This is a genomic window from Methylobacterium sp. J-076 (assembly GCF_022829405.1).
Classification (GTDB): Bacteria; Pseudomonadota; Alphaproteobacteria; order Rhizobiales; family Beijerinckiaceae; genus Methylobacterium.
Window position 1 is genome coordinate 1 of record NZ_JAKSXW010000060.1, and the last position, 25,441, is coordinate 25,441.

24 protein-coding genes and 1 pseudogene are annotated in these 25,441 nt (G+C 60.9%); 5 read left to right on the forward strand and 20 right to left on the reverse strand.

Annotated features, from left to right (window positions below; genetic code table 11):
* Nucleotides 1–34: 34 nt before the first annotated feature.
* From MKK53_RS04395 to MKK53_RS04430, 9 genes and pseudogenes are all read right to left on the reverse strand, one after another.
* Nucleotides 35–1,203 (reverse strand): IS3 family transposase gene (locus MKK53_RS04395; RefSeq protein ID WP_243927198.1). Its coding sequence is split into 2 segments (ribosomal slippage): nt 35–939 and nt 939–1,203, totalling 1,170 coding nucleotides; the frame shifts between segments, so codons are not numbered across the junction.
* A 1,242-nt stretch (nt 1,204–2,445) separates the two neighbouring features.
* On the reverse strand, nt 2,446–2,730 hold the full coding sequence (locus tag MKK53_RS04400; protein WP_243927200.1) for a hypothetical protein: 285 nt from the start codon (nt 2,728–2,730) through the stop codon (nt 2,446–2,448).
* 42 nt (nt 2,731–2,772) lie between these two features.
* Nucleotides 2,773–3,885: an HD domain-containing phosphohydrolase gene (locus MKK53_RS04405; RefSeq protein ID WP_243927202.1), complete on the reverse strand. Its 1,113-nt coding sequence runs from the start codon at nt 3,883–3,885 to the stop codon at nt 2,773–2,775.
* Between the two features lie 53 nt (nt 3,886–3,938).
* A complete protein-coding gene (locus MKK53_RS04410) occupies nt 3,939–4,244 on the reverse strand; it encodes a hypothetical protein (protein WP_243927204.1) in 306 nt (101 codons plus the stop codon).
* A gap of 12 nt (nt 4,245–4,256) precedes the next feature.
* Nucleotides 4,257–5,948 (reverse strand): methyl-accepting chemotaxis protein, encoded by a 1,692-nt coding sequence (locus MKK53_RS04415; protein ID WP_243927207.1) that lies wholly within the window; start codon nt 5,946–5,948, stop codon nt 4,257–4,259.
* 234 nt (nt 5,949–6,182) lie between these two features.
* The gene (locus tag MKK53_RS25650; RefSeq protein WP_409564270.1) at nt 6,183–6,698 is read right to left on the reverse strand and encodes a PAS domain-containing protein; all 516 of its coding nucleotides are present in this window, start codon (nt 6,696–6,698) and stop codon (nt 6,183–6,185) included.
* Between the two features lie 50 nt (nt 6,699–6,748).
* Nucleotides 6,749–7,030, reverse strand: coding sequence for a hypothetical protein (locus tag MKK53_RS04420; protein ID WP_243927209.1), 282 nt, complete (start codon nt 7,028–7,030; stop codon nt 6,749–6,751).
* 404 nt (nt 7,031–7,434) lie between these two features.
* Nucleotides 7,435–8,576 (reverse strand): annotated as a pseudogene (locus MKK53_RS04425) (IS3 family transposase).
* A gap of 147 nt (nt 8,577–8,723) precedes the next feature.
* A complete protein-coding gene (locus tag MKK53_RS04430; protein WP_243927211.1) occupies nt 8,724–9,518 on the reverse strand; it encodes a Crp/Fnr family transcriptional regulator in 795 nt (264 codons plus the stop codon).
* A gap of 401 nt (nt 9,519–9,919) precedes the next feature.
* On the opposite strand from MKK53_RS04430, the gene MKK53_RS04435 reads away from it, so the two are divergent.
* A complete protein-coding gene (locus tag MKK53_RS04435; RefSeq protein WP_243927214.1) occupies nt 9,920–10,435 on the forward strand; it encodes a DUF1697 domain-containing protein in 516 nt (171 codons plus the stop codon).
* Here MKK53_RS04435 and MKK53_RS04440 read toward each other — a convergent pair.
* From MKK53_RS04440 to MKK53_RS04450, 3 genes are all read right to left on the reverse strand, one after another.
* On the reverse strand, nt 10,432–10,818 hold the full coding sequence (locus MKK53_RS04440; protein ID WP_243927216.1) for a DUF3224 domain-containing protein: 387 nt from the start codon (nt 10,816–10,818) through the stop codon (nt 10,432–10,434). The genes MKK53_RS04435 and MKK53_RS04440 overlap by 4 nt on opposite strands.
* A gap of 244 nt (nt 10,819–11,062) precedes the next feature.
* Complete coding sequence (locus MKK53_RS04445) at nt 11,063–11,608, reverse strand: MAPEG family protein (RefSeq protein WP_243927218.1); 546 nt, start codon at nt 11,606–11,608, stop codon at nt 11,063–11,065.
* A gap of 309 nt (nt 11,609–11,917) precedes the next feature.
* The gene (locus MKK53_RS04450) at nt 11,918–13,039 is read right to left on the reverse strand and encodes an aldo/keto reductase (RefSeq protein ID WP_243927220.1); all 1,122 of its coding nucleotides are present in this window, start codon (nt 13,037–13,039) and stop codon (nt 11,918–11,920) included.
* A 96-nt stretch (nt 13,040–13,135) separates the two neighbouring features.
* Between MKK53_RS04450 and MKK53_RS04455 the strand changes: the two genes are divergently transcribed.
* On the forward strand, nt 13,136–14,044 hold the full coding sequence (locus MKK53_RS04455) for a LysR family transcriptional regulator (protein ID WP_243927222.1): 909 nt from the start codon (nt 13,136–13,138) through the stop codon (nt 14,042–14,044).
* Between the two features lie 46 nt (nt 14,045–14,090).
* Here MKK53_RS04455 and MKK53_RS04460 read toward each other — a convergent pair whose 3' ends face one another.
* From MKK53_RS04460 to MKK53_RS04470, 3 genes are all read right to left on the reverse strand, one after another.
* On the reverse strand, nt 14,091–14,612 hold the full coding sequence (locus tag MKK53_RS04460) for a DUF1993 family protein (protein ID WP_243927224.1): 522 nt from the start codon (nt 14,610–14,612) through the stop codon (nt 14,091–14,093).
* A gap of 306 nt (nt 14,613–14,918) precedes the next feature.
* On the reverse strand, nt 14,919–16,817 hold the full coding sequence (locus MKK53_RS04465; RefSeq protein ID WP_243927226.1) for an HWE histidine kinase domain-containing protein: 1,899 nt from the start codon (nt 16,815–16,817) through the stop codon (nt 14,919–14,921).
* A 140-nt stretch (nt 16,818–16,957) separates the two neighbouring features.
* The gene (locus MKK53_RS04470) at nt 16,958–17,368 is read right to left on the reverse strand and encodes a response regulator (protein ID WP_313901525.1); all 411 of its coding nucleotides are present in this window, start codon (nt 17,366–17,368) and stop codon (nt 16,958–16,960) included.
* A 249-nt stretch (nt 17,369–17,617) separates the two neighbouring features.
* Between MKK53_RS04470 and MKK53_RS04475 the strand changes: the two genes are divergently transcribed.
* Entirely contained in the window at nt 17,618–17,809 is a 192-nt protein-coding gene (locus tag MKK53_RS04475; RefSeq protein WP_243927230.1) for a type II toxin-antitoxin system ParD family antitoxin, read from the forward strand.
* Between the two features lie 272 nt (nt 17,810–18,081).
* Here the strand turns inward: MKK53_RS04475 and MKK53_RS04480 are convergent, their stop codons facing one another.
* Nucleotides 18,082–19,845, reverse strand: a complete 1,764-nt coding sequence (locus MKK53_RS04480; RefSeq protein ID WP_243927258.1) for a putative bifunctional diguanylate cyclase/phosphodiesterase — start codon at nt 19,843–19,845, stop codon at nt 18,082–18,084.
* Between the two features lie 833 nt (nt 19,846–20,678).
* Nucleotides 20,679–20,939: a DUF6894 family protein gene (locus MKK53_RS04485; RefSeq protein ID WP_243927260.1), complete on the reverse strand. Its 261-nt coding sequence runs from the start codon at nt 20,937–20,939 to the stop codon at nt 20,679–20,681.
* A 346-nt stretch (nt 20,940–21,285) separates the two neighbouring features.
* Here MKK53_RS04485 and MKK53_RS04490 point away from each other — a divergent pair, with 346 nt between their 5' ends.
* The gene (locus MKK53_RS04490) at nt 21,286–22,032 is read left to right on the forward strand and encodes a Crp/Fnr family transcriptional regulator (RefSeq protein ID WP_243927262.1); all 747 of its coding nucleotides are present in this window, start codon (nt 21,286–21,288) and stop codon (nt 22,030–22,032) included.
* A 256-nt stretch (nt 22,033–22,288) separates the two neighbouring features.
* Here the strand turns inward: MKK53_RS04490 and MKK53_RS04495 are convergent, their stop codons facing one another.
* Complete coding sequence (locus MKK53_RS04495) at nt 22,289–23,290, reverse strand: ABC transporter substrate-binding protein (RefSeq protein ID WP_243927264.1); 1,002 nt, start codon at nt 23,288–23,290, stop codon at nt 22,289–22,291.
* Between the two features lie 106 nt (nt 23,291–23,396).
* Here MKK53_RS04495 and MKK53_RS04500 point away from each other — a divergent pair, with 106 nt between their 5' ends.
* Entirely contained in the window at nt 23,397–23,882 is a 486-nt protein-coding gene (locus MKK53_RS04500; protein ID WP_243927266.1) for a MarR family winged helix-turn-helix transcriptional regulator, read from the forward strand.
* A gap of 271 nt (nt 23,883–24,153) precedes the next feature.
* On the opposite strand, the gene MKK53_RS04505 is transcribed toward MKK53_RS04500, so the two are convergent.
* Complete coding sequence (locus MKK53_RS04505; protein ID WP_243927268.1) at nt 24,154–24,432, reverse strand: hypothetical protein; 279 nt, start codon at nt 24,430–24,432, stop codon at nt 24,154–24,156.
* 111 nt (nt 24,433–24,543) lie between these two features.
* Nucleotides 24,544–25,441, reverse strand: an 898-nt coding sequence (locus MKK53_RS04510) for a TonB-dependent receptor domain-containing protein (RefSeq protein WP_243927270.1), incomplete at its 5' end; no start/stop codon positions are given.

Sequence of the window (25,441 nt, forward strand, 5' to 3'; positions counted from 1 at the left end):
TGGCCTGCCCCCATTCGGTGGCCCGGGTTTGAAGTTAGTGCATCGTCGGTCGTGTGACGATGGCAGGAGGGGCGGACGGCACTGATCCGCTCGGTTCGGTTGGCCAGATGACGACCTCTGGCGCAGGCGGCTGGTAGCCGAGCGACGAGTGCGGTCGGAGGGTGTTGTAGTGCCTCCGCCATTGCTCGATCACGACGCGGGCTTCCTTGAGCGTGTAGAACACCTCGCCGTTGAGGAGTTCGTCGCGCAGCTTCGCGTTGAAGCTCTCGCAGTACCCGTTCTCCCACGGGCTGCCCGGCTCGATGTAGGCAGTTGCTGATCCAACCACTGCGATCCAGTCTCGGACAGATCGAGCGATGAACTCAGGTCCATTGTCCGAACGGACATGGCTTGGCACACCGCGCAGACTGAACAGATCCGAGAGCATGTCGATGACGTCGAGTGCCTTGAGCTTACGAGCGATCCGGATGGCCAGGCACTCGCGCGTGAACTCATCGATGACGTTCAGCATCCGGTACTTGCGCCCGTTGTGCGTGCGGTGCTCGACGAAGTCGTACGACCAAACGTGGTCGGGACGCTCGGGCCGTAAGCGAAGGCAGGAGCCGTCGTTGAGCCAAAGGCGTGCCCGTTTGGGCTGGCAAGCCGGGACCTTGAGCCCCTCTCGTCGCCAGATCCGCTCGACCCGCTTCACGTTCACCGTCCAGCCGTCACGCCGAAGCAAGGCCGTGATCCGACGGTAGCCGTAGCGCCCGTACTGGAGTGCGAGAGCGACGATGGCAGCCGTCAGAGCGACCTCGTCCTCGACGACGACGGCGGATTTGCGTTGCGTCGAGCGATGCTGGCCCAGAACACGACAGGCGAAGCGTTCGGATACGCCGTGCTCGGCAACGACGTAGTCAACACAAGCCCGGCGGCGAGCCGGGCTCAGAAGTTTCCCGAGGCTGCCTCCTTCAGGATCAGCTTCTCCAAGGTCAAATCCGAGATCGCCCGACGAAGACGCTGGCTCTCCGTCTCCAGAGACTTCAGTCGCTTGACCTGATCACCCTTCAAGCCACCGTACTCAGAACGCCAACGATAGTACGTGACCTCGGTCACCTCTATGGACCGGATCGCTTCAGCAACCTTCCGACCCCGCGAGACGAGAACGTCAACTTGGCGCAGCTTGGCAACAATCTCTTCAGCCGTATGCTTCTTCCGTCCCATGATGACATCCTCCACACGGCTCAAAGCCATATCTCAGGGAGGACCACTTTTCAGGGGGCAGGCCAGCCGCCCGCCAGCCTGCCCCGAAGCCCGACAAGGCGCTCTCCACCGAATTCCTCGCCGCGCTTACCCGCATGATCGAGAGTGACAGTCCAGCCTGCCAGCGCGGTACCGGTCGCTGAATCCCGCTGGCGGCTCGAACGAGGTGAGCCGGGCGCCTCGTGAGCAACGCGTTCGTCGGATGTGTCGCGGGTCGAAGCGAGTCTCTATGCAGAGCCGCTATGCGCGGCGGTCTAATTGGTGCGCAACGACCGCATCAGACCTTACTGTCACGTAAGCCCTCAGTGGCGAAGCACCGAACTTTGCGATCAGTTGCTGACACTCCCACGTTCGTTTGGCAGCAGACTTCCTTTCTGCATCTTCCAACAAACGCGCTGCCATCGCATGCCTATCGGTCAATTCCGCTGTTGGATCTCGTGGCAATTATCATCCCCACCAGTACTATGATGTTGAAAAATAGGTTGGGCGGATTATTGACGCAGTCAATATACGATTCTGACTTCCTTGTGATTTATAGTCTTTGAAGTAAACCAATCTGTAATTGTCTCAACTCCAACGTCATGCCATTTGCACAACTCGATTACTTACATCATTGTATAACAATAATGTATGTTATATTTCACTGACGACCAGTCGCAAGATAGTTTGCACGGGATACGTCATATTCTCGGCTTCATCAGGAAGTTTGTTAACATTTTCATTTAATGATGCTGCCGATTGATCTAGGATGTCGGCGATGATTGGCTTTTCATTTCGCCAAAAAGCTAAGGTGCCGTCTCAACTGCAAACCGACAGCGTTGAGCACCTTCGTCGTGCGGAGGAGCAATTATGACCGACGGGAGAGTGAGCGTGTTACCGGCCTACGATACTGGGCCTCTGCTGGAACCCCGCGGTGCCCCGGATGACTGGTGGCACGATGCCATCCGCGAAATTCTGGCGAGCGCACACCAGCACTACGTACGGCACCTCGCCCACCTATACCCAGTCACCGTCGGGTTTCCTGGGGAGGAAGATCTATCGGCCCGCCCGACAGGTACGGAAACTTGTTGAGCGCAGCCCGGGGCGTCGACGGACCCGGCTCATATGCGGGAGATGATCTGGTGAGGGCAGCCACCGGCGCTGTCATGGTGCTCGAATAATATGAGCAACCTGCGACGGAGTGCGCGTTTGTTAGCCGAAGGATCAGGTCAAACCCGCGCTTAAACGTTCGGCCCTTCGGATCAATAGACCGACTTCGGCAATCGTCCGGACCACCGTTGCCTCCAAGCACGCAATCTGCGGTGCGAAGAGGGTATGAACCTCTAGGTCCGGCTGTCGTAATCCTTCTAGAACCGAAAGAAGCTCATCGTGGCGACGCCACAACTCCAGGGTGGCAGCTTCGATCGCGGTCGATGATGGCAGGCCTATCCCGGCGGCTATGGCGGCCGAGGCTTGCCGCTCCTGCAGCGAGATGATGGTCGCGCTCATGACTTACATCCTCGATTGATCGAGCCCCGTCGCGCCGGACGCTCATTCGGCAGCAGCGACCTCGCGCGGAAGCTCAGGTATCCGCGCCCAGGGCTCGATACTGCGCAGCAGCGTGGCCAGTGGCCCTCTGACCTTTGCCGAGTGAACAGCCCGCACATCGTCCAAGGCGGAAGCGAATGCATCGACGCAGGCCGGGTCGAAGTGTTTACCCCGCTCCGCTTGCACGCACCGGAATGCCTCCTCGAACTCCATCGCCGCCTTGTAGGGCCGCGCCGTCGTCAGGGCATCGAACACGTCCGCCACCGCGACGATCCGGGCAGGGAGCGGGATGTCGAGGCCAGCCAGCCCGTGCGGGTAACCACCCCCGTCCCACCGCTCATGATGCGCTTCGGCGATGATGGCAGCCAATTGGATCAATTCACATGCACTTCCATCAAGGATGCGCTTGCCAACCACGGGGTGGGTCCGGATGACCGCGAACTCCGCTTCGTCCAGCCGCCCCTTTTTGAGTAGGATGCCATCGGGCACAGCGACCTTGCCGACATCGTGCAGCGGAGCCGCCAACTTGATGCGCCAGCAGAATTCCGGCTCCAAGCCCAACGCCTTGGCGATGATCTGGCTGTAGCGTGCGACCCGCCATGTATGGTCGCCCGTATCGTTGTCGCGGTACTCCACCGCCAGGGCGAGGCGAAAGATAACCTCCGCCTCCCTCTCGTGCAGATGGCGCGTCGCACGCTCGATCTCCCCCGCCATGGAGGAGGCAGCTTCGTCCAGGCGCCGGACGGCGTTGGCCAGGCGCACGAGATTGCGCAGGCGCACGCTCATTTCGATCCCCTTGGCACGCTTATCGAGGAAGTCGGTGGCGCCGGCTTCCAGTGCGGCCAGGCGAACCACCTCCGAAGCGTCGGCGGTGATCATCGCGATCGGTACCTGCGCATAGTGCGCGATGGTCCGCAGCTCACGGATGAGGGAGATGCCGTCCATCTCCGGCATGTTCTGATCCACTAGAACGAGGTCGAAGGCACGCGTGCGGCCCTCGATGAGCGCAGCGAGCGGATCATTGTGGGCGACCACGGCGGCTGCGTGCTCGGCTTCCAGCAGCCGTTGAAGCCGCATCAGCACCGTCGTGCTATCGTCGACGAGCAGGACATCCACGGTGACGCTCTCCTATCGGACGGAGGGGATGGGATGGCTTGTTCTGAGGCGACTCAGGACGCGACGGTGCGCACCGCATCCATGAGCTTGCTCACCTGAGCAGACAGGCGCTCCAGCGTCTGACACTGAATGATGTGTCCCGGTTGAGGGGCATCGGACGCGGCAGAGAGTGCGGCGATCTCGCGACGGAGATCCTCAAACAGGTGCTCGAGTGAGGGGCCGAGGCTTTTGAGCTGCGCCCTGTGCGGATTGAGTGGGTCGATGCTATCGCCGATCTCGAAAGCCTTCATCAGGACGCTGGTTAGGCGATCGGCGCCAGCGAGATCGAGACGGTGGACGGTGGAGGAAGGCTCAGTCATCACGCCCCCCCCTCACGCGGCGCGGATGGTGGCGAGGAAGCGGCCCACCTCGGCCGTCAGATGCTCGGACTGACGGGAGAGCTCCGAGGCCGCCCCCAGTACCTGGCTCGCCGCGGCACCGGTTTCTTCCGCCGCCCCCGCCACACCAGAGATGTTGCCCGTCACTTCGCTGGTCCCCGCCGAGGCCTGCGCCACGTTGCGTACGATCTCCTGCGTCGCCGCCCCCTGCTGCTCGACCGAGGCTGCAATTGAGGTCGCCACTGCACTGATCTCGCGGATGCGCCCGGTGATCCCACCGATCGAGGCGACGGCCTGCGCGGTCGAGGCCTGGATCCGTGCGATTTGCCCCGAGATATCACTCGTCGCCCTGGCGGTCTGATCGGCCAGTGCCTTCACCTCGGCGGCGACGACGGCGAAGCCCTTGCCGGCCTCGCCCGCCCGGGCCGCCTCGATCGTCGCGTTGAGCGCCAGGAGGTTGGTCTGACTGGCGATGGTTGAGATCAGGCCAACCACGTCGTCGATCCGAGCGACCGTCGCGCTGAGTTCCTGAACTAGTGCGCCCGTCTGATCGGCCTCCATGACGGCAAACCGCGCCAACTCAGCCGAGCCATCGACCTGACGGCCGATCTCTTGCACCGAGGAGCCGAGTTCCTCGGCGGCCGCGGCGACGGTGTTGACGTTGGACGCAGCCTCCTCGGCGGCAGCGGCCACCGCGGTAGACTGGCTGGCCGTCTGGGCGGCCGTCGAGGTCATCTGCTGCGCCGTGGCCTGCAGCTCGGTGGCCGAGGACGACACCATGCCGATGACGCCACCCACTGCCGCCTCGAAGCCGTCGGCCATCTGGCGCATACCGGCCTTGCGCTGCTCTTCAGCAGCAAGGCGGGACTGTGCCGTATCCTCCTCGAGCTTACGGGTGCGGATCAGGTTGTCCTTGAACACCTGCACCGCGGTGGCCATCGCACCGATCTCGTCCCGCCGACTACGGAAAGGTACCTCGGCCGCAGTATCCCCATCGGCCAGGATCTGCATCGCCTCCGTCATCCGGGTGATAGGTCGGGATACCCGGAGAAAGCCGAAGGCGGAGGCGGCGAACGCGATGAGTAGCGCCAGCGTGGCGGCGACGTAGGCCATTGTTGTTGCGGTTCCGACATCGGCCAACGCCGCATCCGCATCTTGCCGTGCGCCGCCTTCGTTCAGCTTGACGTTGCGCTGCAATGCGGTGCGTGCCTCATCGTAGAAGCGAACCGCCTCCGGCCCGCTGAGCAGGGAGACTGCTTCAGATTTTTGGCCAGCTTCCATCAGGTGCCGCGTCTGCGCGTCTGCGCGTGCGAAACTGCTCCAGGCTACGGCAAAGGCGTCATAGATCGCCCGCTCCTCCAACGACAAGATCATTGGCTCGTAAACCCGGCGTGCGGCAGCGAGCGCGTCATGGGTCGCAGCGAGGGCCGCCTCGTTCTCGGCGAGATGCGCGGGGGTATCTGAGAGGGCGAGGAGGCGCAGCTGCTTAATACGCACCTCCGAACTGGCAGCTCGGATGTCGTTCAGGGCGACGACCGAGGGGAGCCAGTTGGTCGCGACTTCGACGACCCCGTGACGAACGCCGCTAAGCTTGATAATAGAAACGGCACCTTGGGCGGCACAAATTATAGCTAGCACGCTGAAGGCAGCGGAAAGCGATGTTTTGAGAGAGAGGTGCAGGCGCATGGTTTGACCGCTCAATAATTCGAGCCGAAAGATTTTCTTATCCCCGTCCTGTGCGGGACGCAGATAGACACAGCCACACGGGCGGCGATGGTGGGGCACCAAGACGACGAGCGCGATCTTCGCAACGCTTCATTCCTGAGCGATGTCAATGTCAGTTTTAATAATTAATTAGTTATTAATTACCACCCAATGCTGCCGATTATTTTAGTAACATAGATTATAATTTAGAGGTTCTCATGAACCAAATCCGTCAATCTCACGCTCGAAAATCAGTCCCGGCTCGAATACCCGCATCGCGCGCAGGTGGTGTGCTAATAAATTGTTACTTGAGTCGCGCGAGGCGTAACGCCCACCTTCGCCGGACGTAGGACGACCGACACGACGTATGACTTCACGCTGGAAGGCGATGAATGCGACGAGCCTTCCGTCCACTCCGCGGAATGGTCGACAGTCGATCTCGACTCGGTATCTCGTACCGTCGGGGCGGTAATTCGTTAGGAAGGCATGAAATCGCCTACCTGCTGAGAGAGCGTGGTGGAACGCATCGAGTGTTACACGACGGGTTTCCTTACCCTGCATGAAGCAGGGTCTCATCCCTATGACTTCGATGTGATCACGGCCGGTCAAACGTCCAAACGCAGCGTTGGCATATAGGATCGTCGGTCCTGGGCGATCCAGTTGGGCATCGGTAACGACAACCGCTACCGCGGCCTCACCGAGAAAAGCATGTACGAGCTCGACAAATGTCATTCAGACTAGCGCTGGGCGCACCAAAGCGTTCCAGGCGAATAAAATCATCGTCACGGCGAGACGGGGTGCGCCGCCATGATTGCGGCTGCAATCTTTGTCCTCAAAATTTTTTCCTGCAGAATTGATTGAGCTGGGAGTGCGTCGCCCATCATCTCGACTGCTAGGATCCCGGCGACGTCGAGCGTATGTCCGCTTGCAAAGCGGTAGAGAGGGGCAGCTGGATCGCGCATGAAGAGATCGATCGCCGCAACGATCTCCGTGCTGGTGATGATCCCGGCATTGCGCAGGTCGGCGAGGGTCAAGGGCTTGGCCTGCATGGTCGCGCTGATCATTCCCCAACGTTGACTTAACCGTGCCCTCCGGCCGACATGGACGGTCCCGGCCGGGCTCGCCCTGGCGAGTCGTGGGCCGGATCAGGAGAGCAATCGCCGCGAGATAGACCCTGAAAAGCCAACAGGCCCCCGTCGCCAAACGGGAGCCTGCTGAAAACCTGGGGCCTTGTGAGGCGCGAGTTGCTTCCCCTCACAAGCCATAGCTCCCCACCGGGAGTCAAGCTGAAACCTCGGTTTCGGCAACGGGGAAGGCTTGTCTGGACCGCGGCCCGTGAGGGACCGTGAGCGATGGATTATGCCGACGCGATTCGCCGACAGGCGGAGGATGCGCCGCGCTGCCGGCCGTGACGTCATCGCTGTGGCGCGTGGCCTGACCGGTCTTTTGAACCGAGCCAATTGAGAGACTACTGCATGGTCGCGGTCATGGGTAGCCGGAAGGCCAGATTCGGGTAGCTGACGGGCGCGGGCGGCCGATAGCCCAGCGACGAATGCGGTCGGACGCGGTTGTAGGTGGTTTGCCACAGCCCGATCACGATCTGCGCCTCCTTCAGCGAGTAGAAGATCTCCTGGCGTAGGCACTCGTCACGAAGCTTGCCGTTGAAGCTCTCACAGTACTCGTTCTCCCACGGGGATCCTGGCGCGATGTACAGGATCTGCGAGCCGGCCTTGGCGACCCAGTTGCGCAGCGCCTTCGAGATCATCTCTGGGCCATTGTCGCAGCGGACGTACTCCGGGATGCCGTGGAGGCACATCGCGTCGGCCAGCGCCTCGATCACGCCGACGCTGTTGTTGCGTGGCGCCACCTTCAACGCCAAGCAGGCTCGGCTGTGCTCGTCGAGTAGCGTCAGGATGCGTAGCCTCCGGCCGTTGTGGGTCTGGGTCTGCACGAAGTCGAAGCTCCAGACGTGATTGCTGTGGAGCGGCCGCAGCCGCACACATGAGCCGTCGTTGAGCCACAGGCGCCTGCGGGGTCTATGTCGGCTGGGGACTTTCAGCCCCTCGCGACGCCAGATGCGCTGGACCCGGTCCTTGCCCACCGGCCAGCCCGCTGCCTGCAGCAGCGCGGTGACGCGGCGGTAGCCGTAGCGTCCGTACTCAGACGCCAGAGCGATGACAGCCTAGGTCAGCTCATCCTCATCGGCCGGCACGGTCGGCACGTAGCGCTGCGTGCCGCGGTGCTGGCCGACGATCCGGCAGGCGTGGCGTTCCGAGAGGCCGTACTTTTCCCGGATCCCGTCGACTGCCTGCCGGCGTCGCTCGGGGGCTACAAGTTTCCCGAGGCGACGTCCGCCAGCACCTGCTTCTCCAACGAAAGGTCGGCGACAAGCCGGCGCAGACGAGCGTTCTCACGCTCCAGATCCTTCATCTTCTTGGCTTGATCGACTTAAAGGCCGCCGTACTCCTTGCACCAGCGGTAGTAACTCTGCTCGGAGATCCCCGCCTCCCTGCATGCAAGGGCTAAACTCTTGCCCTGGGCTGTCTGCACCTCGATCTGGCGCAGCTTCAGCACGACCTGCTCCGCGTTCGTCTTATGACCTCGCCGCATGTCCGACTCCTTCGGTCCTGGCTGATCCTCTCAATCAGCCCGGTCCAAAGCCAGCCGGTCAGGCCATCTCAGCCACGAGCACTCTTGAATCCGGCTGGTGATTGTCGAAGTCTTATTATCTTCAGAACGCCAATTCACCAAATTGCGTTAGGTCGGTACGCTTATGTCCTGATGCAGATAGGTCGGGTTGAACTCGGCCAGTGCCATCAGCCTCGACCAGTCCAGGATGGTCAGCGTCCGGTGGTCCAGGGCGATGAATTCCTGGTGACGCAGGTCTCGCAAGACCCGGCTCACATGGACGCTAGATAGGCCGAGCGCGTCACTCATTTCGGTCTGCGTGATCGGCAGAGAGCAACTGTGCTGCGTCGTCAGGTCGACCGCCTGCATCCGTAGGAACACCTCGCAGAAGAAATGCGCTATGCGCGGGAGCGCCTCCTTGCGCCCCATGCCGACGATCCGCTCCCGATAGATTGCGGCGTCGATAAGCGTGTCCTTCCAGAACGCTGAGCCGAGTCGGGGATGCTCCGCGATCAGATCGTGGATCTGCGCGTGACTGACGAAGCCGACCGTGACAGTCGTGACGGCGGCAAGGCTGTGGTCCGTCACCGGAAGGTGAAGGCCATGGATATTAGGTAGATCGCCGGGGATGTGGAACGAGAGGATCTGCCGTCCGCCATGCTGAAGAATTCGGTAGCGGCAGGCCCAGCCTGCTACGATCAGGCAGCATTGGCCAGGTTGATCGCCCTCCTGAACGATGTCCTGGTGCGACGCAAAGGTGTGCATGATGATTGGTACGGTCGCCAGGGCATGCCGCTCATCCTCGTTGAGCGAGAAGATGCGCCCAATGCGCTGCACAAGGCGATGTGTAGCATCGGTCATGCTGGTACCCGTCGCCACGAACAGGCGATGCGACAATCTCGCAAAAAGGCCGGTGCTTGCCAATCACACGGTGCTGCTCCGTCTTGCGTCCTCCAGAAGCTGCGTCCGAACGAGCGTATTGAAAATCCGCTCCCCACCCCGAGCGGACGATGCGAAGTGGCCGACGGATGTCCGTATTCGGGAAGTGCTTTTCGTTTTCCGAACGGCTGAGTTGGGTCGGAAGCGAAGCGTCCGCCTTTTTGGCCTGATGTCTCCTAAGCGGCCGTTCCGTTTTCTGCCAGTTCCGGTCGCGTTGGCTAGCGCCACTGAACGGCTGGGTTGGGTGGAAAGCGGTTCGGCCGCTTCAGGGTTAGAGCACGTCGATAGCTGCCATTAATGGACTTTCCCGCCTTCCAAAGACGGTCGCGTTTCGGGAAGGGCCCACCATGCCGTACTCTCGTGATGCTTGGAGCAAGGGGGGAAGGGTGACCAAATTTGTGGCCTTTCTCCGCGCCGTGAACGTCGGCGGCACTGGTAAGCTGCCGATGACGATACTAGCGCAGATGTGTGAGGCTATCGGCTTTGGGAGGGTAAAAACCTATATCGCCAGCGGCAACGTCATTTTTAGCAGCGACAGATCCGAGTATGAGGTGCGATCCGCCCTTGAGGATCAGCTATTCGCCTATACTGGCAAGCGAGTGGGCGTGATCGTTCGAACGCCGTCCGAAATTGCCGATGTGCTCGCCCGCAATCCCTTTGCAGACGCCCCGAGCAATCGCGTCATGGCATTATTCGCGGACGGGGCGCTTCCTACCGATCCCCTCGATGGCGTGACCGGGATCAAGAATGAGGAAGTCCGCCTCGGGAAGCGAGAGTTGTTCGTATTCTACCCGGACGGCATGGCGAACACCCGCCTTCGCATCCCAAGCGAAAAGCACGGGACGGCGCGTAACATGAATACGGTCGCGAAGCTCGCCAAGATGACCGGATCGTCCGCTTAATCCGGCAGCGTATAGCGGAACTGATAATCATGCCGGCCTGAGGTGACGATGACGTTCATTGTCCCTGTCAGACCCTCCAGCCCGTCCTTGGCCGAGTTCGGCACCACGACGACGGTCAGCGACGGCGCGCCCCTGTCCATCAACCCGCTATGCTGGAGAGTGAAGGAGCCTTCTCGGCCACCAAGGGTTCCGACGACGCGCTCCATTGCGACGTAGCCGGCGGACCCTTCGACGTCGGTGCGGAACGCTAGCATCTGGCCGACGCTGGAGCCCTGCAGGTCGCCGTGGAAGGTCTTGTCAATCGACATACTGCTGATCGGGCTTTCACCGGAGCCGATCGGCGCGAGCTTCACATCAAAGGTACCGACTGCTTCAGCTTCCATGATATCCCCTGCATCCGTTCGCAATCAGATTATCGCCGTGATGTTTGATTTGAAATGACGAAGCATGAGCGACTGCCCACCAGCCGCCCCTGTGTTGGAAACGTGGATCGGATTGAGCCAACTGACCACTTTAGGGATGCTCTCTCCGTTACTGGAGCGTCCGTGTTGGGTCGCTATCCGACAGACTGTTTGGGGGTTGATTGCAGAGTCCCGCTTTCAACCGCACGAAAGCGATGGGGCAGTCTTATTGGGTTGTTCCTAAGGCGATGGTGACAGCCGACATTCCGAGCATCGCAATCGTCGGGTAGAAGGTCAGGGCAAACCCTAGAGCACGTCCATTTGCTCCACGCCGGTAGCCGATCCAAAACATCGCTCGTCCGGCACAAAATAGGATGGCGAGCGTTATCAGTATACTGGTTGGATGACCTGAGACCGTCGCGAACGCTAGGTGTGTAGAGATCGCCAGAACACACTGCTCAAATGTGTTCTGCAGAATTGCGGTAGCATCTTGGATGGACTTAGATCCAAGTCCTACTTTGCCTCCTGCGATATCGTCGGGTGAAAAAAATCGTAGTCTCGCAACGTTCGCGATTGCAGCGGCAAGCCAACCGATAACAAACAGGTCTGTTCGCAGTGCAACTTGCAGACGTTCAGTAAGTGGTCTTACCGGCATTCCCACCGGCTCCCACGCAGCAGCCAGCATTAATGCCAAGGCCGTGATTGCGAGCCCCGAAACCATTCCGGCCACTACCCGGCGTTGCTCCGCACGGAATTCTTCGGTGTTCTGCATCAACTGCCGCCAGCGTGCAATTATCCCGTGCTCATTCCAACACCACGACGAGCGGCTTGCAAAGTAGGTGTTCCAAATCAGTGTCTACTTTCCGGAAAACCGAGCGACCACCTGTACGGCCGAGTTGGGTCGGTAGCCGAATGACCGCTTGGGGTGGTTTGCCGCCCGTCCGGTTTTCGGTTGCATGTCCATGAAATCGGACGTCTGCCTCGCGTTTGTATCGACCGATGCTCGCGCGTCGCTTTGAAGCGTTTAGCGGACAGCGAGGCTAGCTACACCCGAGATTGAGTGAGCGAGGATGGGATTTACTCAAGGCATCTCGCCAGGGGCTCGGACCTGCGCGCCGCCGAACACGACGGCCTGCCGCAACGGCGGTCGCGACAGGCCGTAGATGAGGCGCGGCTCCGCTGGTGCGCTGACGGCATCCAGCGCAGTGCGATGCTCCGGGGAGAGCACGACATCGAGCGCGGCGATGTTGTCGGCCACCTGCGCCGGCCGGCTCACGCCCATTAGCGTCGAGGCTACTCCCAATCGTCCGATCACCCAGGCGAGCGCGACGCGCGCCGGAGATTGCCCGATGTCTTCCGCCACCCGGCGCACCTCGTCGACGATGGTCCAGTTGCGCGGCGTAAACAGGCTGTCGCCGAACGGATTGGCCCCGTCGAGCCGTTTGGCCTCGGCGGAACGCATCTCGCCCGACTGTGCCGCATCCTTTGGCAGGCCGCCTGCACGCGGACCCGATGCCTCTACGGTCGCACGGTCGTACTTGCCGCTCAGCAGCCCGTAGGCGAGCGGCGACCACGGCACCACGCCCATACCGAACTCGGCGGCGAGGGGGATGTGCTCGTCCTCCACCTCCCGGTTCACGAGAGCATAGAAGTACTGCAACGCGATCGGCCCCGGCAGGCCCCGCAGGGCAGCCAGCGTCGCGAGCTTGGCGACATACCAAGCGGGCGTGTTCGACAGGCCCCAATAGCGAATTTTCCCGGCGCGGACGAGACCGGCCATGGTCTCCAGCAGCTCCTCTGCCGGCGTGATCCCGTCCCAAACGTGCACCCAGTAGAGATCGACGTAATCGGTTTGCAGGCGACGTAGCGAGCCTTCCAGCGCCGCGTGAACATGCTTGGCTCCGTTGCCACCCGCGTGCGGCCCCTTGCCCGTGGCAAAGCCAGATTTCGTCGCGAGGACGATCCAATCGCGCAAGCTGCGCTCGCCGATGAAGCGGCCGAGCATCGCCTCGCCCTCACCGCCCGCGTACACATCGGCTGTGTCGATGAAATTGCCGCCCCGCTCCAGGTAGGCGTCGCACACGGCGCGGCTGCCGGCCTCGTCCAGCCCCCAGCGCGCGGTGCCGAAGGTCATGGTGCCGAGTGCAAGCGGACTGACCGCAAGGCCGGAGCGGCCGAGCGTACGGTAATGCGTGAGGTCCATTGTTGCATATCCCTGCTGATACCCCACAGGATAGAGCGGCCGTTCGTAGGGGATTAGCCCCAAACATCGGCAAGGGCTTGTGAGCGGAGTTCAGGAATGCGACGAGGCACGCTCGATGATCTCGCGGCCTTCGCGGCTGTCGCGCGCACCCGCAGCTTCACGCGGGCGGCGGCCGAACTCGGCTTGTCCCCCTCGGCGCTCAGCCACGCCGTACGGGGGCTGGAGGAACGGCTCGGGGTCCGGCTGCTCGCGCGCACCACGCGTAGCGTCGCTCCGACGCCGGCGGGCGAGCGGCTCGTGCGTTCTCTCGCCCCGGCGTTGGCGGAGGTCGAGCACGGGCTTGCAGCGCTCGCCGACTGGCGCGGCGCGCCGTCCGGTTCGCTGCGGCTGACGACTTTTTCCTCGGCCGCGCGCCGAGTGCTCGACCCAGCCCTGCCGCGCATCCTCCTCGATAATCCGGCCGTCTCAGTCGAGGTCGTCATCGACGACCGCCTGACCGACATCGTCGCGGCCCGGTTCGATGCCGGCATCCGCTTCGGCGAGACGGTGGAGCGCGACATGGTGGCGGTGCGCCTGGGACCGAACCTGCGCACCGTGGTGGTCGGTACACCCGCCTACTTCGCACGCCATCCACGACCCGAGACACCGGCCGATCTGGAGGCGCACAACTGCGTCAACTATCGGTTGGTCGGCGGGGGTGGATTGCTGCCGTGGGAGTTCTCGCGCAACGGCCAGGACATGCGCGTGCGCGTGCGCGTGGGCGGGCAACTCACCGTCAACGATGCGGTTCTGTCGGGGGCCGCCGTGCGGGCCGGTGCCGGGCTTGGTTACATGCTGGAGGAGGATGTGGCCGCCGACATCCAGGCGGGTCACCTCGTGCAGGTTCTGGCGGACTGGTGCACGCCTTTCCCCGGTTACCACCTCTACCATCCGAGCCAGCAGGCTACCCCGGCGCTCCGCGCCCTGATCGACGCCGTGCGTTGGGTTGAAGCACGACCTGTTTAGGTCGGGCACGGTCGAATGCTCCTCCGACCGCGGGGAGCCGGAGCGACTACTTCGCGGCGTGAATATTTGGCGGCCCGAGATGCTGGAGAAAATCCGGCTTGCCGAGGCCCACGCCAGCGCTACGGAGGATCCCGTAGGCAGTTGTCACGTGGAAGAAGAAATTCGGAAGCGCGAAGCCGGTAAGATAGGCCTGCCCACTGAAGCGGTATCCCATGCCATTAGGGAACTTCAGCTCCACCTCCCGGTTCGCGCCGGAGGCCAGCGCCGCCGGATCGATGCCTTCAACGAAGGCGACCGTCCTGGCGCAGCGCTCCTTGAGTTCGGCGAAGGTCGTCTCGACGTCGGGCATTGAGGGCGCTTCGATCCCGGCGAGCCGTGCCACCGCGTTCTTCGCACTGTCGGATGCCATTTGATACTGAGCAGGCAGAGGCTTCATGTCGGGAGCCAGCCGCCGGACGAGCAGCTCGGCTTCTGGCTTCTCCGATGCCGCCTTGTCGAGCCAAGTGCTCATGTTGCGAAGTGCGTTGACGAAAACAGGGACGCTGACGTCGTAGATGCTGATGCCCATCTGGGCTTCCTAAGGCACCTGCTACAAAAGACGCGGTGAGAAGGCGCGCACCGCAGAAGGGGGCGTCGAGCGAAGACGCTAGACCGTCGATGAACGGCCGCTTCAGAGAAGCGACGGGAGGGGTCCGCGCGGCTGGTTTGGGTCGCAAGCCGAATGACCGCTGAGGGTGGTTTCCCGCCCGTCCGTTTCTGGACAGCGGTCGTAAGAAGCAGACGTCCCCGCGCCGCACGCTTCCGACCCTAACAAGCTTTAGGAAGGTTCGATGTGCGGCTTTCGCGGGTCAGCGGCACATGCGCAAACGAACATCTACTTATCTACCAGCAGCCCCCCGAGAGGTGACGTGAGCGTGCAAGTCACTCCGTCGGTCGGATAGCTCAGCGTCACATCGCCTCCGGAGAGCCCCCTTTCGATCAAGCGTGAGCCGAACCCCCTGCGGGTCGATGGGATCACGCGCGGTCCGCCACGCTCGCGCCAATCGAACCGGAATGTCCCCTCTGGCCCTTCGCCTTCAATGATCCAATCAATCGCCACACTGCCCTCCGGCACGGAGAGTGCGCCGTATTTCACAGCATTTGTCGCGAGTTCGTGGAGCAGCAGCCCCAGGGACAGGGTGGTGGAAGGGCCTATGAACAGGCTCGGGCCGCTGATCTGGAACCGGCAACCCGTGTCGTCGTGCAAGTCGAGCGCGCCCCGCACGACGGCCGCTACGCACGCACTGTCGGTGCGCCCATCCAGGAGGATGTCGTGCGCCTTGCCCAGCGCGATCAAACGTGCGGCCAGTGCTTCGCGAGCGGTATCGATGTCGGGCGCGTTTCGCAGCGTCTGCGCGGCTATCGCTTGAACCAGCGTCAGGGTGTTCTTCAGCCGGTGGCTCAGTTCGCGGTTGAGCACTTCCTGATGCGCGTCGGCGTCCTTGCGCCTGCCGATGTCGCTCACCGCCACCACCGAGCCGACCAACTCGCCCCGATCGTCCCGGATCGCCTCCCCAGCGACGGCTATCCACCTTCGTTCGCCGTCTGGGCGCTGATACTGGACCTCGATCGTAGAGCGTTCGCACGCGCCGCTGCTGATCTGCGCCAACGGAAACTCGCTGGCATCCACTCGGCGACCGTCCGCGTGGTAGGCGATGAAATCGCCGTAGGCGTTACCGGAGATGGCGTAGAGGGTGTCGTGGCCGAGGATATCGGCAAGTCGCCGGTTGCCCATCAGGATGCGGCCTGACGGTGCCTCGGCTAGCATAATGCCGATCGGTACGCTCTCCATCATCGTGAGCAGCTGTGCTTGCCGAGCGCGCGTGGCCCGGTCTTCGCGGACCCGCTCGGTCACGTCCAGGAACAGCACGGTGAAGGTGTCCGGACCGAGCTTTTGAGCGCGCCCCTCATACCAACGGTCCAACACCCCAGACTGCCGATTGAAGGTGGCCGGCTCGCCGGTCTCGACGACCTGCGCGAACTCCTTGATCCAGACGTCATCAACGTCCGGGAAAACTTCGCGGACCGTGCGGCCGATCGCTTGTTCCGGCAAGATCCCGATCAGATCACTCCAGGCGCGGTTGACCTCAATGAAGCGCCAGTCCGTGATCCGGCCATCACCATCGCGGACCACTTCGCCAACGAGGAAGCCCTCGTGAAGCTGGCTGAACAGGTTGCGCCAATGGATCGCGTTGGCCTCCCGCTCGACCTGTGCGGCTCGCAACTGAGCGTTCTGTCGGCGTTCGCGTAGGATCGTCGTGACTTGGCGCGACAACCGTCGGAGACCGTCCCCCTGCTTCGCAGTCAGCCCGCCGGGCCGCGCCTCGCTATCGATGACGCATAGGCTCCCGAGCGCCTGACCGTCCGGCCCGTGCAGGGGGGCCCCGGCATAGAAGCGGATGTATGGCTCGCCGACGACAAGTGGGTTGTCGCGCGTGCGAGGGTCGGATCTCAGGTCGGGTATGATGAGAAGGTCGGGTGCGGCTAGGGCGTGGGCGCAGACTGAAGCGTCGAGATCGGTCTGAGACGGGGTGAAGCCAACCTGCGCCTTGAACCAATGCCGGTCGCCTGCGACGAGCGAAACCAGCGCCACCGGGGTGCCACACACGAGGGCGGCCAGATGGACGATGTCTTCGAAATCGTCCTCCGGTGGGCTGTCGAGCAGATCCAAATCGTCGAGCGCTTGGAGGCGGTCGGCGGCGTGGACACCTTCGGGGATCGAGGAGGTACACATGACCGGCACCGGGCTCGCTCGCGCGAGTTCCCGACCCTCGGCATCATTCACCTAGCAGCCGCCGAACAGAACATGAAACAACAATTGTTAAATAAAGGGCGGACACGAAGCGGTCATCAAGTCCTGAGTATGCTCTCACCTCAAATTTTGAGCGGCTCGGGCTGCGTATGCTCAGGCATTGTTTTTCGTACGTGATGGTAGACGACCTGCGCGCTGAATGGCTTGCTGATGAACGTCGCCCCATCTGGCAGGTCTCCGGTACCGGGCTTGGTTTGGCCCGAGGCGACAACGATCGTGATCGATGGCCAACGCCGGGCGACTTCTCGCGCGAGGGCGAAACCGTCCATATCTCCCGGCACGTTCACGTCGCTGAACAAAAGCTTGACACGATCGTGGTGCTGGCCGAGCAGGCGCAGCGCCTGTGCGGCGCGTCCCGCCTCCAGCATCTGAAACCCGGCATCCTCCAGGATGCTGACCGCATCCATGAGGATAAGCGGCTCGTCATCGACGACGAGGGCGAACGGCTGTTCGTAGGCGGGGCATGTGACCACCTGGATCTAAGTCGGCATTTGATACAAAGGTTGCAGCCGCATGGACCCGGACGGAGCGGCGGCGTTGGCCGAGCTGTCTCGCTGCTCGACACCGGGACGAATTTGAGTGTCGCCGTGCTCACAGATGGAGACGGTTCGACCATTTGGTCGCGGCGGGCCCCGATGACACCGCCGCTCGCCGAACGGAAGCCAAGCCTTATCTCTCCTTCGTGAAGTGTAAGACGCTTTTGGATCGTACCACCGACTGGCATGGCGCTGCGCGAAACCATCACCGTCTCAATCACCCCGGAACTGAAGGCATTCATCAGGGAGCGTCTCGCGACTGGACGATACGCCAGTACGAGCGAAGTGGTTCACGTGGGCTTGCGCGCCCTTGAACGGTTCGAGGCAAACTTACCGCCCAAGGCGCAAGATGCTCGCTCGGCCACGACCAATGTCTGATCTCGCAGTTCTAGTGGATCGACACGATGGCCTCGGTGGGACTGACGAACGGCCGCTTTTGGAAAGCGCCGACTGCGTCTTAAACGGCTGGGTTGGGTCGCAAGCCGAATGGCCGGTAGGGGTGGATTTCTGCCAGTCCGCTTTCACGAAGCTCGACAAGCTAAGCAGACCCCGCGGAAGCGGCCAATGTGCCCCAAGCAATTACCAAAGAACCTATGGCATCGAACTGAGCCAATGCGGACGTCTCTATTACCCACTCAAATCCGACACCTCTAACAGCTTGAGAGATTAAGTAGGTCGCTATCGATCCAATACACAAGCTCATCCGCAGCCATCGGACGCGCAAAGTGGTAACCCTGCGCTTCATCGCAATCTGTCGCTTGCACGAGCTTCAACACTGCCAGCGTCTCCACGCCCTCTGCAACCACGCGGTGGCCGAGATGTTTGGCCATCGCAACCATCATTGTCACGAGCGATAGCTGACGAGGGTCAACATCAAGATCGATCATGAAGGCGCGGTCGATCTTCACAACATGAACGGGCAGCCGCTGCAGGTAGGCCAGACTGCTGTATCCCGTTCCGAAATCATCGATCGCCAAACGGATGCCGGCCGCTGCAAGCTCATTTAGCTGGACGAGAGCTTGCGCGGTATCGGTCATCACCGCCGTCTCGGTCACTTCCAGTTCGAGCCATTCAGCGGGCACGCCATGTCGCTCCAGAACCTTGCTGACGCGAAAGGCGAAATCCTGCTCATGCAGGTTCGTGGATGAGATGTTGACCGAGACGACCAAGTCTATACCGGCGCCGCGCCAGTGAGCGATTTGCGAGATTGCCGTCTCTAGTACCCAAGCGGTTGCTGGCGTCGCCAAAGCCATGCGCTCGATGAGTGGGATGAATTCGCCAGGCGAGACCGGGCCCAGAGTTGGATGCGTCCAGCGCATCAGCGCCTCGGCACCTACGCAGCGTCCGCTCGCTAGGTCGATACGAGGCTGATAGACCAATCGTAATTCAGCTGGGTTTCGCAGGGCGGCCTCGAAATCCCTAAGCAACATGAAGCTTCGCTGCGAGGCCGTATCAAGGATCTGCGAATGGATCTGGAACGACTTGTTCGTGAAGCGAGCGTCCTGCGCCGCTCCCTGAGCGATCCTTAGCACGTCGATGGGTGGCAGACCGCCCAACGGGAATGGCGCAATGCCGACAACCGTCGAACCAAGGGCATGTGGCCCCCCGAGATTGCGCAGGCGTTCGGCTTGAGCGGTCAAGAAATCACCGCAGGCGATTTCATCCATCCCAGCGGGTGTTAACGCCGCGAGTTGGGTGGCGCCGACGTGGTAGGCCTTTTGCTGCGGGCCGATCAATAGACGAAAGAGCCTTCCTGCTGCCTTGACCATATCATCCACGGCGGCCTGTCCCACCACACGGACGACGTGGTTCATTTGATCGACGGCTATCAAGTCCACTAAAACCGCCGTCCGTCGCTGCCCAGGCGCTTGGTCCCGCGCGAGGTCGCTAAGATCCTCAAAGAACTGCGTTCGGTTCGGCAGTTCACTGATCGGGTCTATTCGTCCGAAGGCATGCTGCAACTCGATCTGCGCCATGACCGTAGCAGCGAGATCACGTAGCGCAGTTAACTCTTCCCTCTGTATTCGTCGCGGCGTCGTCCCAAGCACACACATGGCCCCGAGGCCGAAGCCGTCACGCGTGACTAAGGGTGCGCCGGCATAGAACCGTATACCAGCCTTCGCCAAGAAACTGTCGTTGTAGAAAGGGTCCTCAAGAAAATCTTCGATTACGACCACATCACAGCTTTCCGCGACTTGGCTGCATGGGGCTTTTTCGCGTGGAATCGACCAGTGTTCCACGCCGATCCGCGATTTGAACCATTGCCGGTCGCTATCAGTTAGAGAAACTGCAGCAATCGGTAAATTAAATATCTTGCTGGCCAAGCGAGTGATGCGATCAAAGCTCTCGCTGGCAGGTGTGTCCAGGATTTCGAGTTGAGTGAGAGAATGCAGCCGCTCAGCTTCTACGTTCATTGCGTGAACCGCTAATAACTAATATATGTTATGTTTTTATCGTATTGCCCTTTAAAAACGCTGAACCTGCGAGCGCGTGCGACAATATGATCGTCACGATATAGATAAGTGTCATAGGTTGATCTAAGTTAGATACGATATAGTTTTGATCAAACCCTCGATCCTGCGCGCATTAAGCCTAAACTCGCCGTAACGACCATCCTCAACTGTCCGCTTGTGAACGGCTAATCACCGAAGCGGATGTATTCTGCGACGTTCTCGGTGCGCTCGCTGGTTCGGGCCGTGATAGAACGCAGCAAGGCCCTGATGCCGCGTACCCGGTGCTGCAACTAGGCGAGCAATACTCCCGGGTGCTCGGCGAACGTCGCAGAAGGGTAACAGACGGAACGTCCGCTTGGTTCGGAATGCCTGAAGCGTCGGTGTTCGCGCTGGCAACGGCCGATGCGTGACATGGGGCAATGACGACCTAGCATCGGCATACTCTGATGAGATGGGCTAGGTCGTGGAAGCAATACGGGCCTAGGTCGACCCGCGAAGGCTGCTGCCTCAACCGCAAACACCTGGCAGTGGGCCACGGTGAGGCCGCAACAATTTGTCTTTTGATCAAGGCTTACTTGTCAGTTCGAGAAGAGGTTGCTCGACTGTCGTGAATGACCGCTTTGGGGAAGTGCGGACACGGCTCCGGGTGGCTAGGTTGGATCGAAGGCGGAGTAGCCGCTAAGAATGGATTGGCTACGGTCCGCTTTCAGGCAGCAACGCATAGGAGCAGATGCCGAACCCACGTTCGTTCAAAAGTTCTTGCGGGCCCCGGAGATACCCAGTCGAGGACGGTGCTACTCGGTAGCCGCCGCTGCCTTCCGCTCCGGCGCCTTATCGATGACGATAAGTACGGAGCCAGTTAGTACGCGATTACCAGCTTCGTCACGAACTTCAGCTCGATACTGAGCAGCAGGTCGCCCCTTGTGCTCGTCTCTGAGCATACCGACCAAAGTTTTGCGGACAATCTCCCGCACGGCATCCTCATTCAGCAGATCTTGGCCAACATTGTCTATGACATCGATGCTGTCGAAAGTATCGATAAAGAAACGGGTCATCAGGCCCTCCGCATCGCAGGCGGGAGCACTCGCCTCACCCAGTCGCCAGCGCCTACAGCCGATCAGCTGGCGATATCTTCATCAGGCATATAAAAACAAGATGTTCTGTAACTCACATCATTTTTCTATCTATTTAATTTCTAAATCCAATATCCCATGCCTTCACACTGAGTTTGCCAGAACGCAAATTGAAAAGTTTTACATATTTAATATTCGTAGCCTGCTTCAAGTTAAGGAAAATTTTTACGCATAAGGATTTTCAATAATTGGTTGGCTTCAGTTGATGGATAGAAGGAGATCCCATATCTCCGCTTGGTCGAGCACGGCCGAGCTGCGAGGGGGGTAGATGTCTAATCCGCTGATCATGAAGCTCGAATATGGAACGCGTCTGAACGACAAAGACCGTGCCGTCCTCCAGCAACTCACGCGCAGGACCCGCCGTATTGTGCGGCATGCGGACATCAGCTCCGAAGGCGAGCGGCCGGAGAATGTGCACCTCGTCATGGAAGGCTTCGCCTGCCGCTACAAGATCCTCGCCGGTGGGCGGCGCCAGATCGTGGCCTTCCTGGTACCCGGCGACTTCTGCGACCTGCACGTGGCCATTCTCGGCAAGATGGACCACAGCATCGGCACGGGGTGGGGTTGTACCATCGTGGATATCCCGCGCTCCACCATCGAGGATCTAACAGCCCAACAACCTCGCATCACGCGGGCACTCTGGTGGGCGACCCTGGTCGACGAGGGCACGCTCCGGGAGTGGCTCGTCAACATGGGCCAGCGCGAGGCCGACCGTCAGATGGCGCATCTCATCTGCGAGCTGCTCGTGCGCCTGCGGGTGGTTGGCATGGTAAGCGATAACAGCTTCGAGTTCCCGATCACACAAGCGGATCTCGCGGACGCATTGGGGATCACCAGCGTGCATGCGAACCGGGTCCTTCAGGATCTGCGCACCCAGGGACTGGTCGAGTGGAAGAACAAGCGCCTACGCATCCCCAACGAGGAGCAGCTGGTTGAATTTGCGGAATTCGATCCGAATTACTTGCACCTCGACCGGCGCGACGACGCCGAAGATCCGGATCTTGGTACGCTGTAGAACATCCAATTTGGAACGTCGGCTTCATGGCAAGAGGTCGAAGCCTGTTTGCCGGCGCGTTTCGGAGTTGCCCGACGGCCAACGAGTAGCCGCTTTTGGGAAGAGCTGTTGGCTGTCAGTACGGCTGCCTTGGGTCGGTAGCCGAATGACCGCTTGGGGTGGATTTCTGCCGGTCTGCTTTGGAGCGAGGGGCCAAAGAAGCAGCCGCTACTGTAGCGCCCGCTCCTGATCGATGGCCGCTGCGGAATGCTGCTTCCTACGCGTCGAGCAAGTATGGAACGAACACATCCTCAATCTTGAATCGCCGTTCGGTCAGACCTTGCTCGTGATGGTAACGAAGCACCGCGTCGATAGCCGCCCTGTTCCTAGCTATGCCGTAGGGCCACCAATCGTCCCCGAGAAGCTCGCGGTCGCGGGCAAGCAGATCCGTCAACCACGGCACCATCGTCGCCATGTTGTTGAACGTCATCGCATGTGTCAGTCCCGCGACCTCGGCCGATTTTGCTTCGCAGAAGCCTTTGTAGACCGCGCGAACGAGATCCGGTTCGCGCTCGGCCAGTTCGCGCGTCACCACGACGGTGTGCATGATTGGGAAGATACCCGTCCGGCGATAGTAGTCGCGCTCGACCGCCTCGTGATCCGGGAAGAGGCGGCGGACCTTCGACGAGCCTGAGAGCACGCAGCGGGGCACGTCCGCCGAGATCAAGGCATCGATCTCGCCTGCCTCCAGCAGTACACCGAGGTCGGTGCCCTTTGGAGCCATCGTAACCTCGACACCGGCCGGGTGGGGGTGAGGCACAAAGTCTATGGGGTCCATCGGAAAGTCGATGCCACCCACGATCCAGCGGTTGCGCTCGGGTTTAAAGCCGAACTCGTCCGAGAGGATGCCTTTCGGCATTACCCCAGCGTCGTGTCCGTAGAGCGCCAACTCACCGATGGTGCGGTCCACGAGATCCTGAGGATGCCGGATGCCGCTGGCTCCGCTGACGTAGATAGCGGAGTGGCGGAACGCGCGGTTCGGGAAGATAGGGATCGCGAGGAAAGGCGACGGGCCATCCGCGAAGGTGCGCAGGAAGTAGGTCAGACCAAGCTCGGATACGTCGTAGGCGCGCTGCCGGATCATCGCCTCGAAGATCTGAGTTACGATGCGGGCCGTGTGGAAGCGGGCCGTAACGCCGTCGATCTTGATGCGACCGTCGCTGAGCGCACGGGTACGGTCGTAGTTCCAGAACGCAATGTCGAGGGTTCGGTCGGTCATCGAAGGCTCCTCCAACGAGCACCCGACTATATGGTAAATACGTTTATTACGTGAACCCCCGGCGTTGAAGGGATGCTCAGCGTGCTCGGAGGCGCTACGAGGAGCTATGGCTACCGACCATCAGACACTCGCTGATCTGTTCGCGAACGAGACTCTTGGCGCACCCGAGAACGCAGTTGGGTTTGTGCTGTGGCGGGTCGTCCATCGCTACGTGCGCGAGATCGACCGCGCGCTTGCGGCTGCCGACCTGACACATCTCCAGTTCACGGTCCTGGCGATGACGGCGTGGATGGCACGTTCCGGCGAGCCAGTGACGCAGGTCACCCTGGCACGGTTTGGGGACATTCACCCGATGCAGGTTTCGCAGGTGCTTAAGACGTTGGAGGCCAAAGGTTTGGTTGCACGGCGACGTAGCGTCGCCGACACCCGAGCGAAGTGCATTAAGGTGACTGAAACAGGCGTCGGCGCTCTCAGGCAAGCCATGCCGTTAGCAATCAGCGTTCAAGAGCGTTTGTTCGGCAAGGCGGGCGCGCTCGGCGGCAGCCTAATGATTGCCCTGACGCAGACCGACGCGCAACCTTCGGATGAATGACATGACCTTGACCGGTTCCAACGGACGGCTCTTTAGCTGAACCGACTACACACACTGTCGAAGCATGACCGCTTCCGAGAAGTTTTTGCGACCCGCTGGATGACCGACTCGGGTCGCAAGCCGAATGACCGCTCGGGGTGGATTTCTGCTGGTCTGCTTCGGAGTGGCAGGGGCATCGAAGCAGACATTGCCACTCCGCCCACTCACAACCTCTCTTCGGCCCGGAAAAGGTCGGCCTATCATTGGTACGGTTGATCTTCAGTATGACTTCCTATCGGTCCATACGCTCGCTCAATTGCAGCATCGATCGCGGCGTTTGATCGGCCATCACCGAAAGGATCTTTTCGACGGAGGTGAGGTCAAGGCTGTAGCCAGCACCCGCGACAATTGTGTCTCGGCTATTCAGAAGAACCAAGCCGCCACGGTTTGGAAGGTATGGCTGATGCCAGCGCGACTTCGATAGTCTCAGTCCCAGGCTCTTCGCCTGGATACGGAGCTTTGCGAGACGCAAAGCGTCCTGATAGCTCGGGGTTAGATCGATCTCGCGCACAGCTGGCTCAAATCCGTTTTGATTCCACCGCGACCCGCCATCATGCGGGTCGCGGTTGTTGTGTTTCTGGATTAGATCAACGCCTGATCATTTGACGAGCGACGAAACCGCTCACCACCGATAGATTAGACTACCAATGACTGTGGCTGGCTGATTGCGGTTACAGAAGCCAAATGAGCAGGTTTGGAAGTTTCGGTCGAAAATGTTGTAACCATTCAGCTGCGCGCGGAAGCCTTTGTACTTAGGATCAAGCGCAGCAAAATCATAAGCGACAAGCGCATCGTAGAGCGTGACGGCAGTGTTGCGTACCGTATTTTGATCGTCGGCGTAGCTGGCGCCAATGTAGCGGATGCCACCGCCGATCTGCAGCCCGCGCAGCGGCGAGGATGGCGGGAATGCGTAGGTGAGGAATGAGGCGTAGGTGTCCTGGGGGATGCCCGAGACGAGGTTCCCGGCGATCGACTGACCAGTGGAGTCGATTGAGTTCACAAATCGGATGTCGACGTGAGTGTAGGCAATGGTGAGGTTCGTGCCAGGAGCCAAGTTGGCGGTGGCCTCAGCTTCGAAACCCTTCGACCGTACGGCGCCGCCTGCAGTCTGGAATGCGAGGTTGGCCGAGTCCGGGATCAGAATGCTCGACTGATTGATTTCAAAGCCAGCGAAGGTAGTCTGAATGTTCGTGCCGGGGATCAGGTACTTCACCCCTGCCTCAAGCTGGTCGCCTGTCGCTGACTTGAACGCTTGGCCGCTCCTATTGAAGCCGACCTGCGGCGTGAACGTCGTGGCATAGCTGGCATAGGGCACGAGGCCGGGAGCGAGGATGTAGCCGAGGCCGACGCGTCCGGTGAAGGCTGAGTCGTTCTGAGATGACACCGCACTGGCAGGTGTCGCGTAGGTGTCTTGGAAGACCCAGTCATGGCGACCGTTCAGGGTCAGGATAAAATCACCGAACTTCGCTTGGTCCTGCAGGTAGACGCCGACCTGGTCCTGTGTCTGGCGAGAGGCATCC

Excerpts from the sequence above, each read along its gene's own strand:
- MKK53_RS04415 (WP_243927207.1), bottom strand. The coding sequence starts at position 5,948 with ATGCGCCTGCACCTCTCTCTCAAAACATCGCTTTCCGCTGCCTTCAGC.
- MKK53_RS04465 (WP_243927226.1), bottom strand. The coding sequence starts at position 16,817 with ATGTGTACCTCCTCGATCCCCGAAGGTGTCCACGCCGCCGACCGCCTC.
- MKK53_RS04410 (WP_243927204.1), bottom strand. The coding sequence starts at position 4,244 with ATGACTGAGCCTTCCTCCACCGTCCACCGTCTCGATCTCGCTGGCGCC.
- MKK53_RS04480 (WP_243927258.1), bottom strand. The coding sequence starts at position 19,845 with ATGAACGTAGAAGCTGAGCGGCTGCATTCTCTCACTCAACTCGAAATC.
- MKK53_RS04475 (WP_243927230.1), top strand. The coding sequence starts at position 17,618 with ATGGCGCTGCGCGAAACCATCACCGTCTCAATCACCCCGGAACTGAAG.
- MKK53_RS04420 (WP_243927209.1), bottom strand. The coding sequence starts at position 7,030 with ATGATCAGCGCGACCATGCAGGCCAAGCCCTTGACCCTCGCCGACCTG.
- MKK53_RS04450 (WP_243927220.1), bottom strand. The coding sequence starts at position 13,039 with ATGGACCTCACGCATTACCGTACGCTCGGCCGCTCCGGCCTTGCGGTC.
- MKK53_RS04495 (WP_243927264.1), bottom strand. The coding sequence starts at position 23,290 with ATGACCGACCGAACCCTCGACATTGCGTTCTGGAACTACGACCGTACC.
- MKK53_RS04490 (WP_243927262.1), top strand. The coding sequence starts at position 21,286 with ATGTCTAATCCGCTGATCATGAAGCTCGAATATGGAACGCGTCTGAAC.
- MKK53_RS04460 (WP_243927224.1), bottom strand. The coding sequence starts at position 14,612 with ATGGGCATCAGCATCTACGACGTCAGCGTCCCTGTTTTCGTCAACGCA.
- MKK53_RS04485 (WP_243927260.1), bottom strand. The coding sequence starts at position 20,939 with ATGACCCGTTTCTTTATCGATACTTTCGACAGCATCGATGTCATAGAC.
- MKK53_RS04500 (WP_243927266.1), top strand. The coding sequence starts at position 23,397 with ATGGCTACCGACCATCAGACACTCGCTGATCTGTTCGCGAACGAGACT.
- MKK53_RS04455 (WP_243927222.1), top strand. The coding sequence starts at position 13,136 with ATGCGACGAGGCACGCTCGATGATCTCGCGGCCTTCGCGGCTGTCGCG.
- MKK53_RS04440 (WP_243927216.1), bottom strand. The coding sequence starts at position 10,818 with ATGGAAGCTGAAGCAGTCGGTACCTTTGATGTGAAGCTCGCGCCGATC.
- MKK53_RS04445 (WP_243927218.1), bottom strand. The coding sequence starts at position 11,608 with ATGCAGAACACCGAAGAATTCCGTGCGGAGCAACGCCGGGTAGTGGCC.
- MKK53_RS25650 (WP_409564270.1), bottom strand. The coding sequence starts at position 6,698 with ATGACATTTGTCGAGCTCGTACATGCTTTTCTCGGTGAGGCCGCGGTA.
- MKK53_RS04400 (WP_243927200.1), bottom strand. The coding sequence starts at position 2,730 with ATGAGCGCGACCATCATCTCGCTGCAGGAGCGGCAAGCCTCGGCCGCC.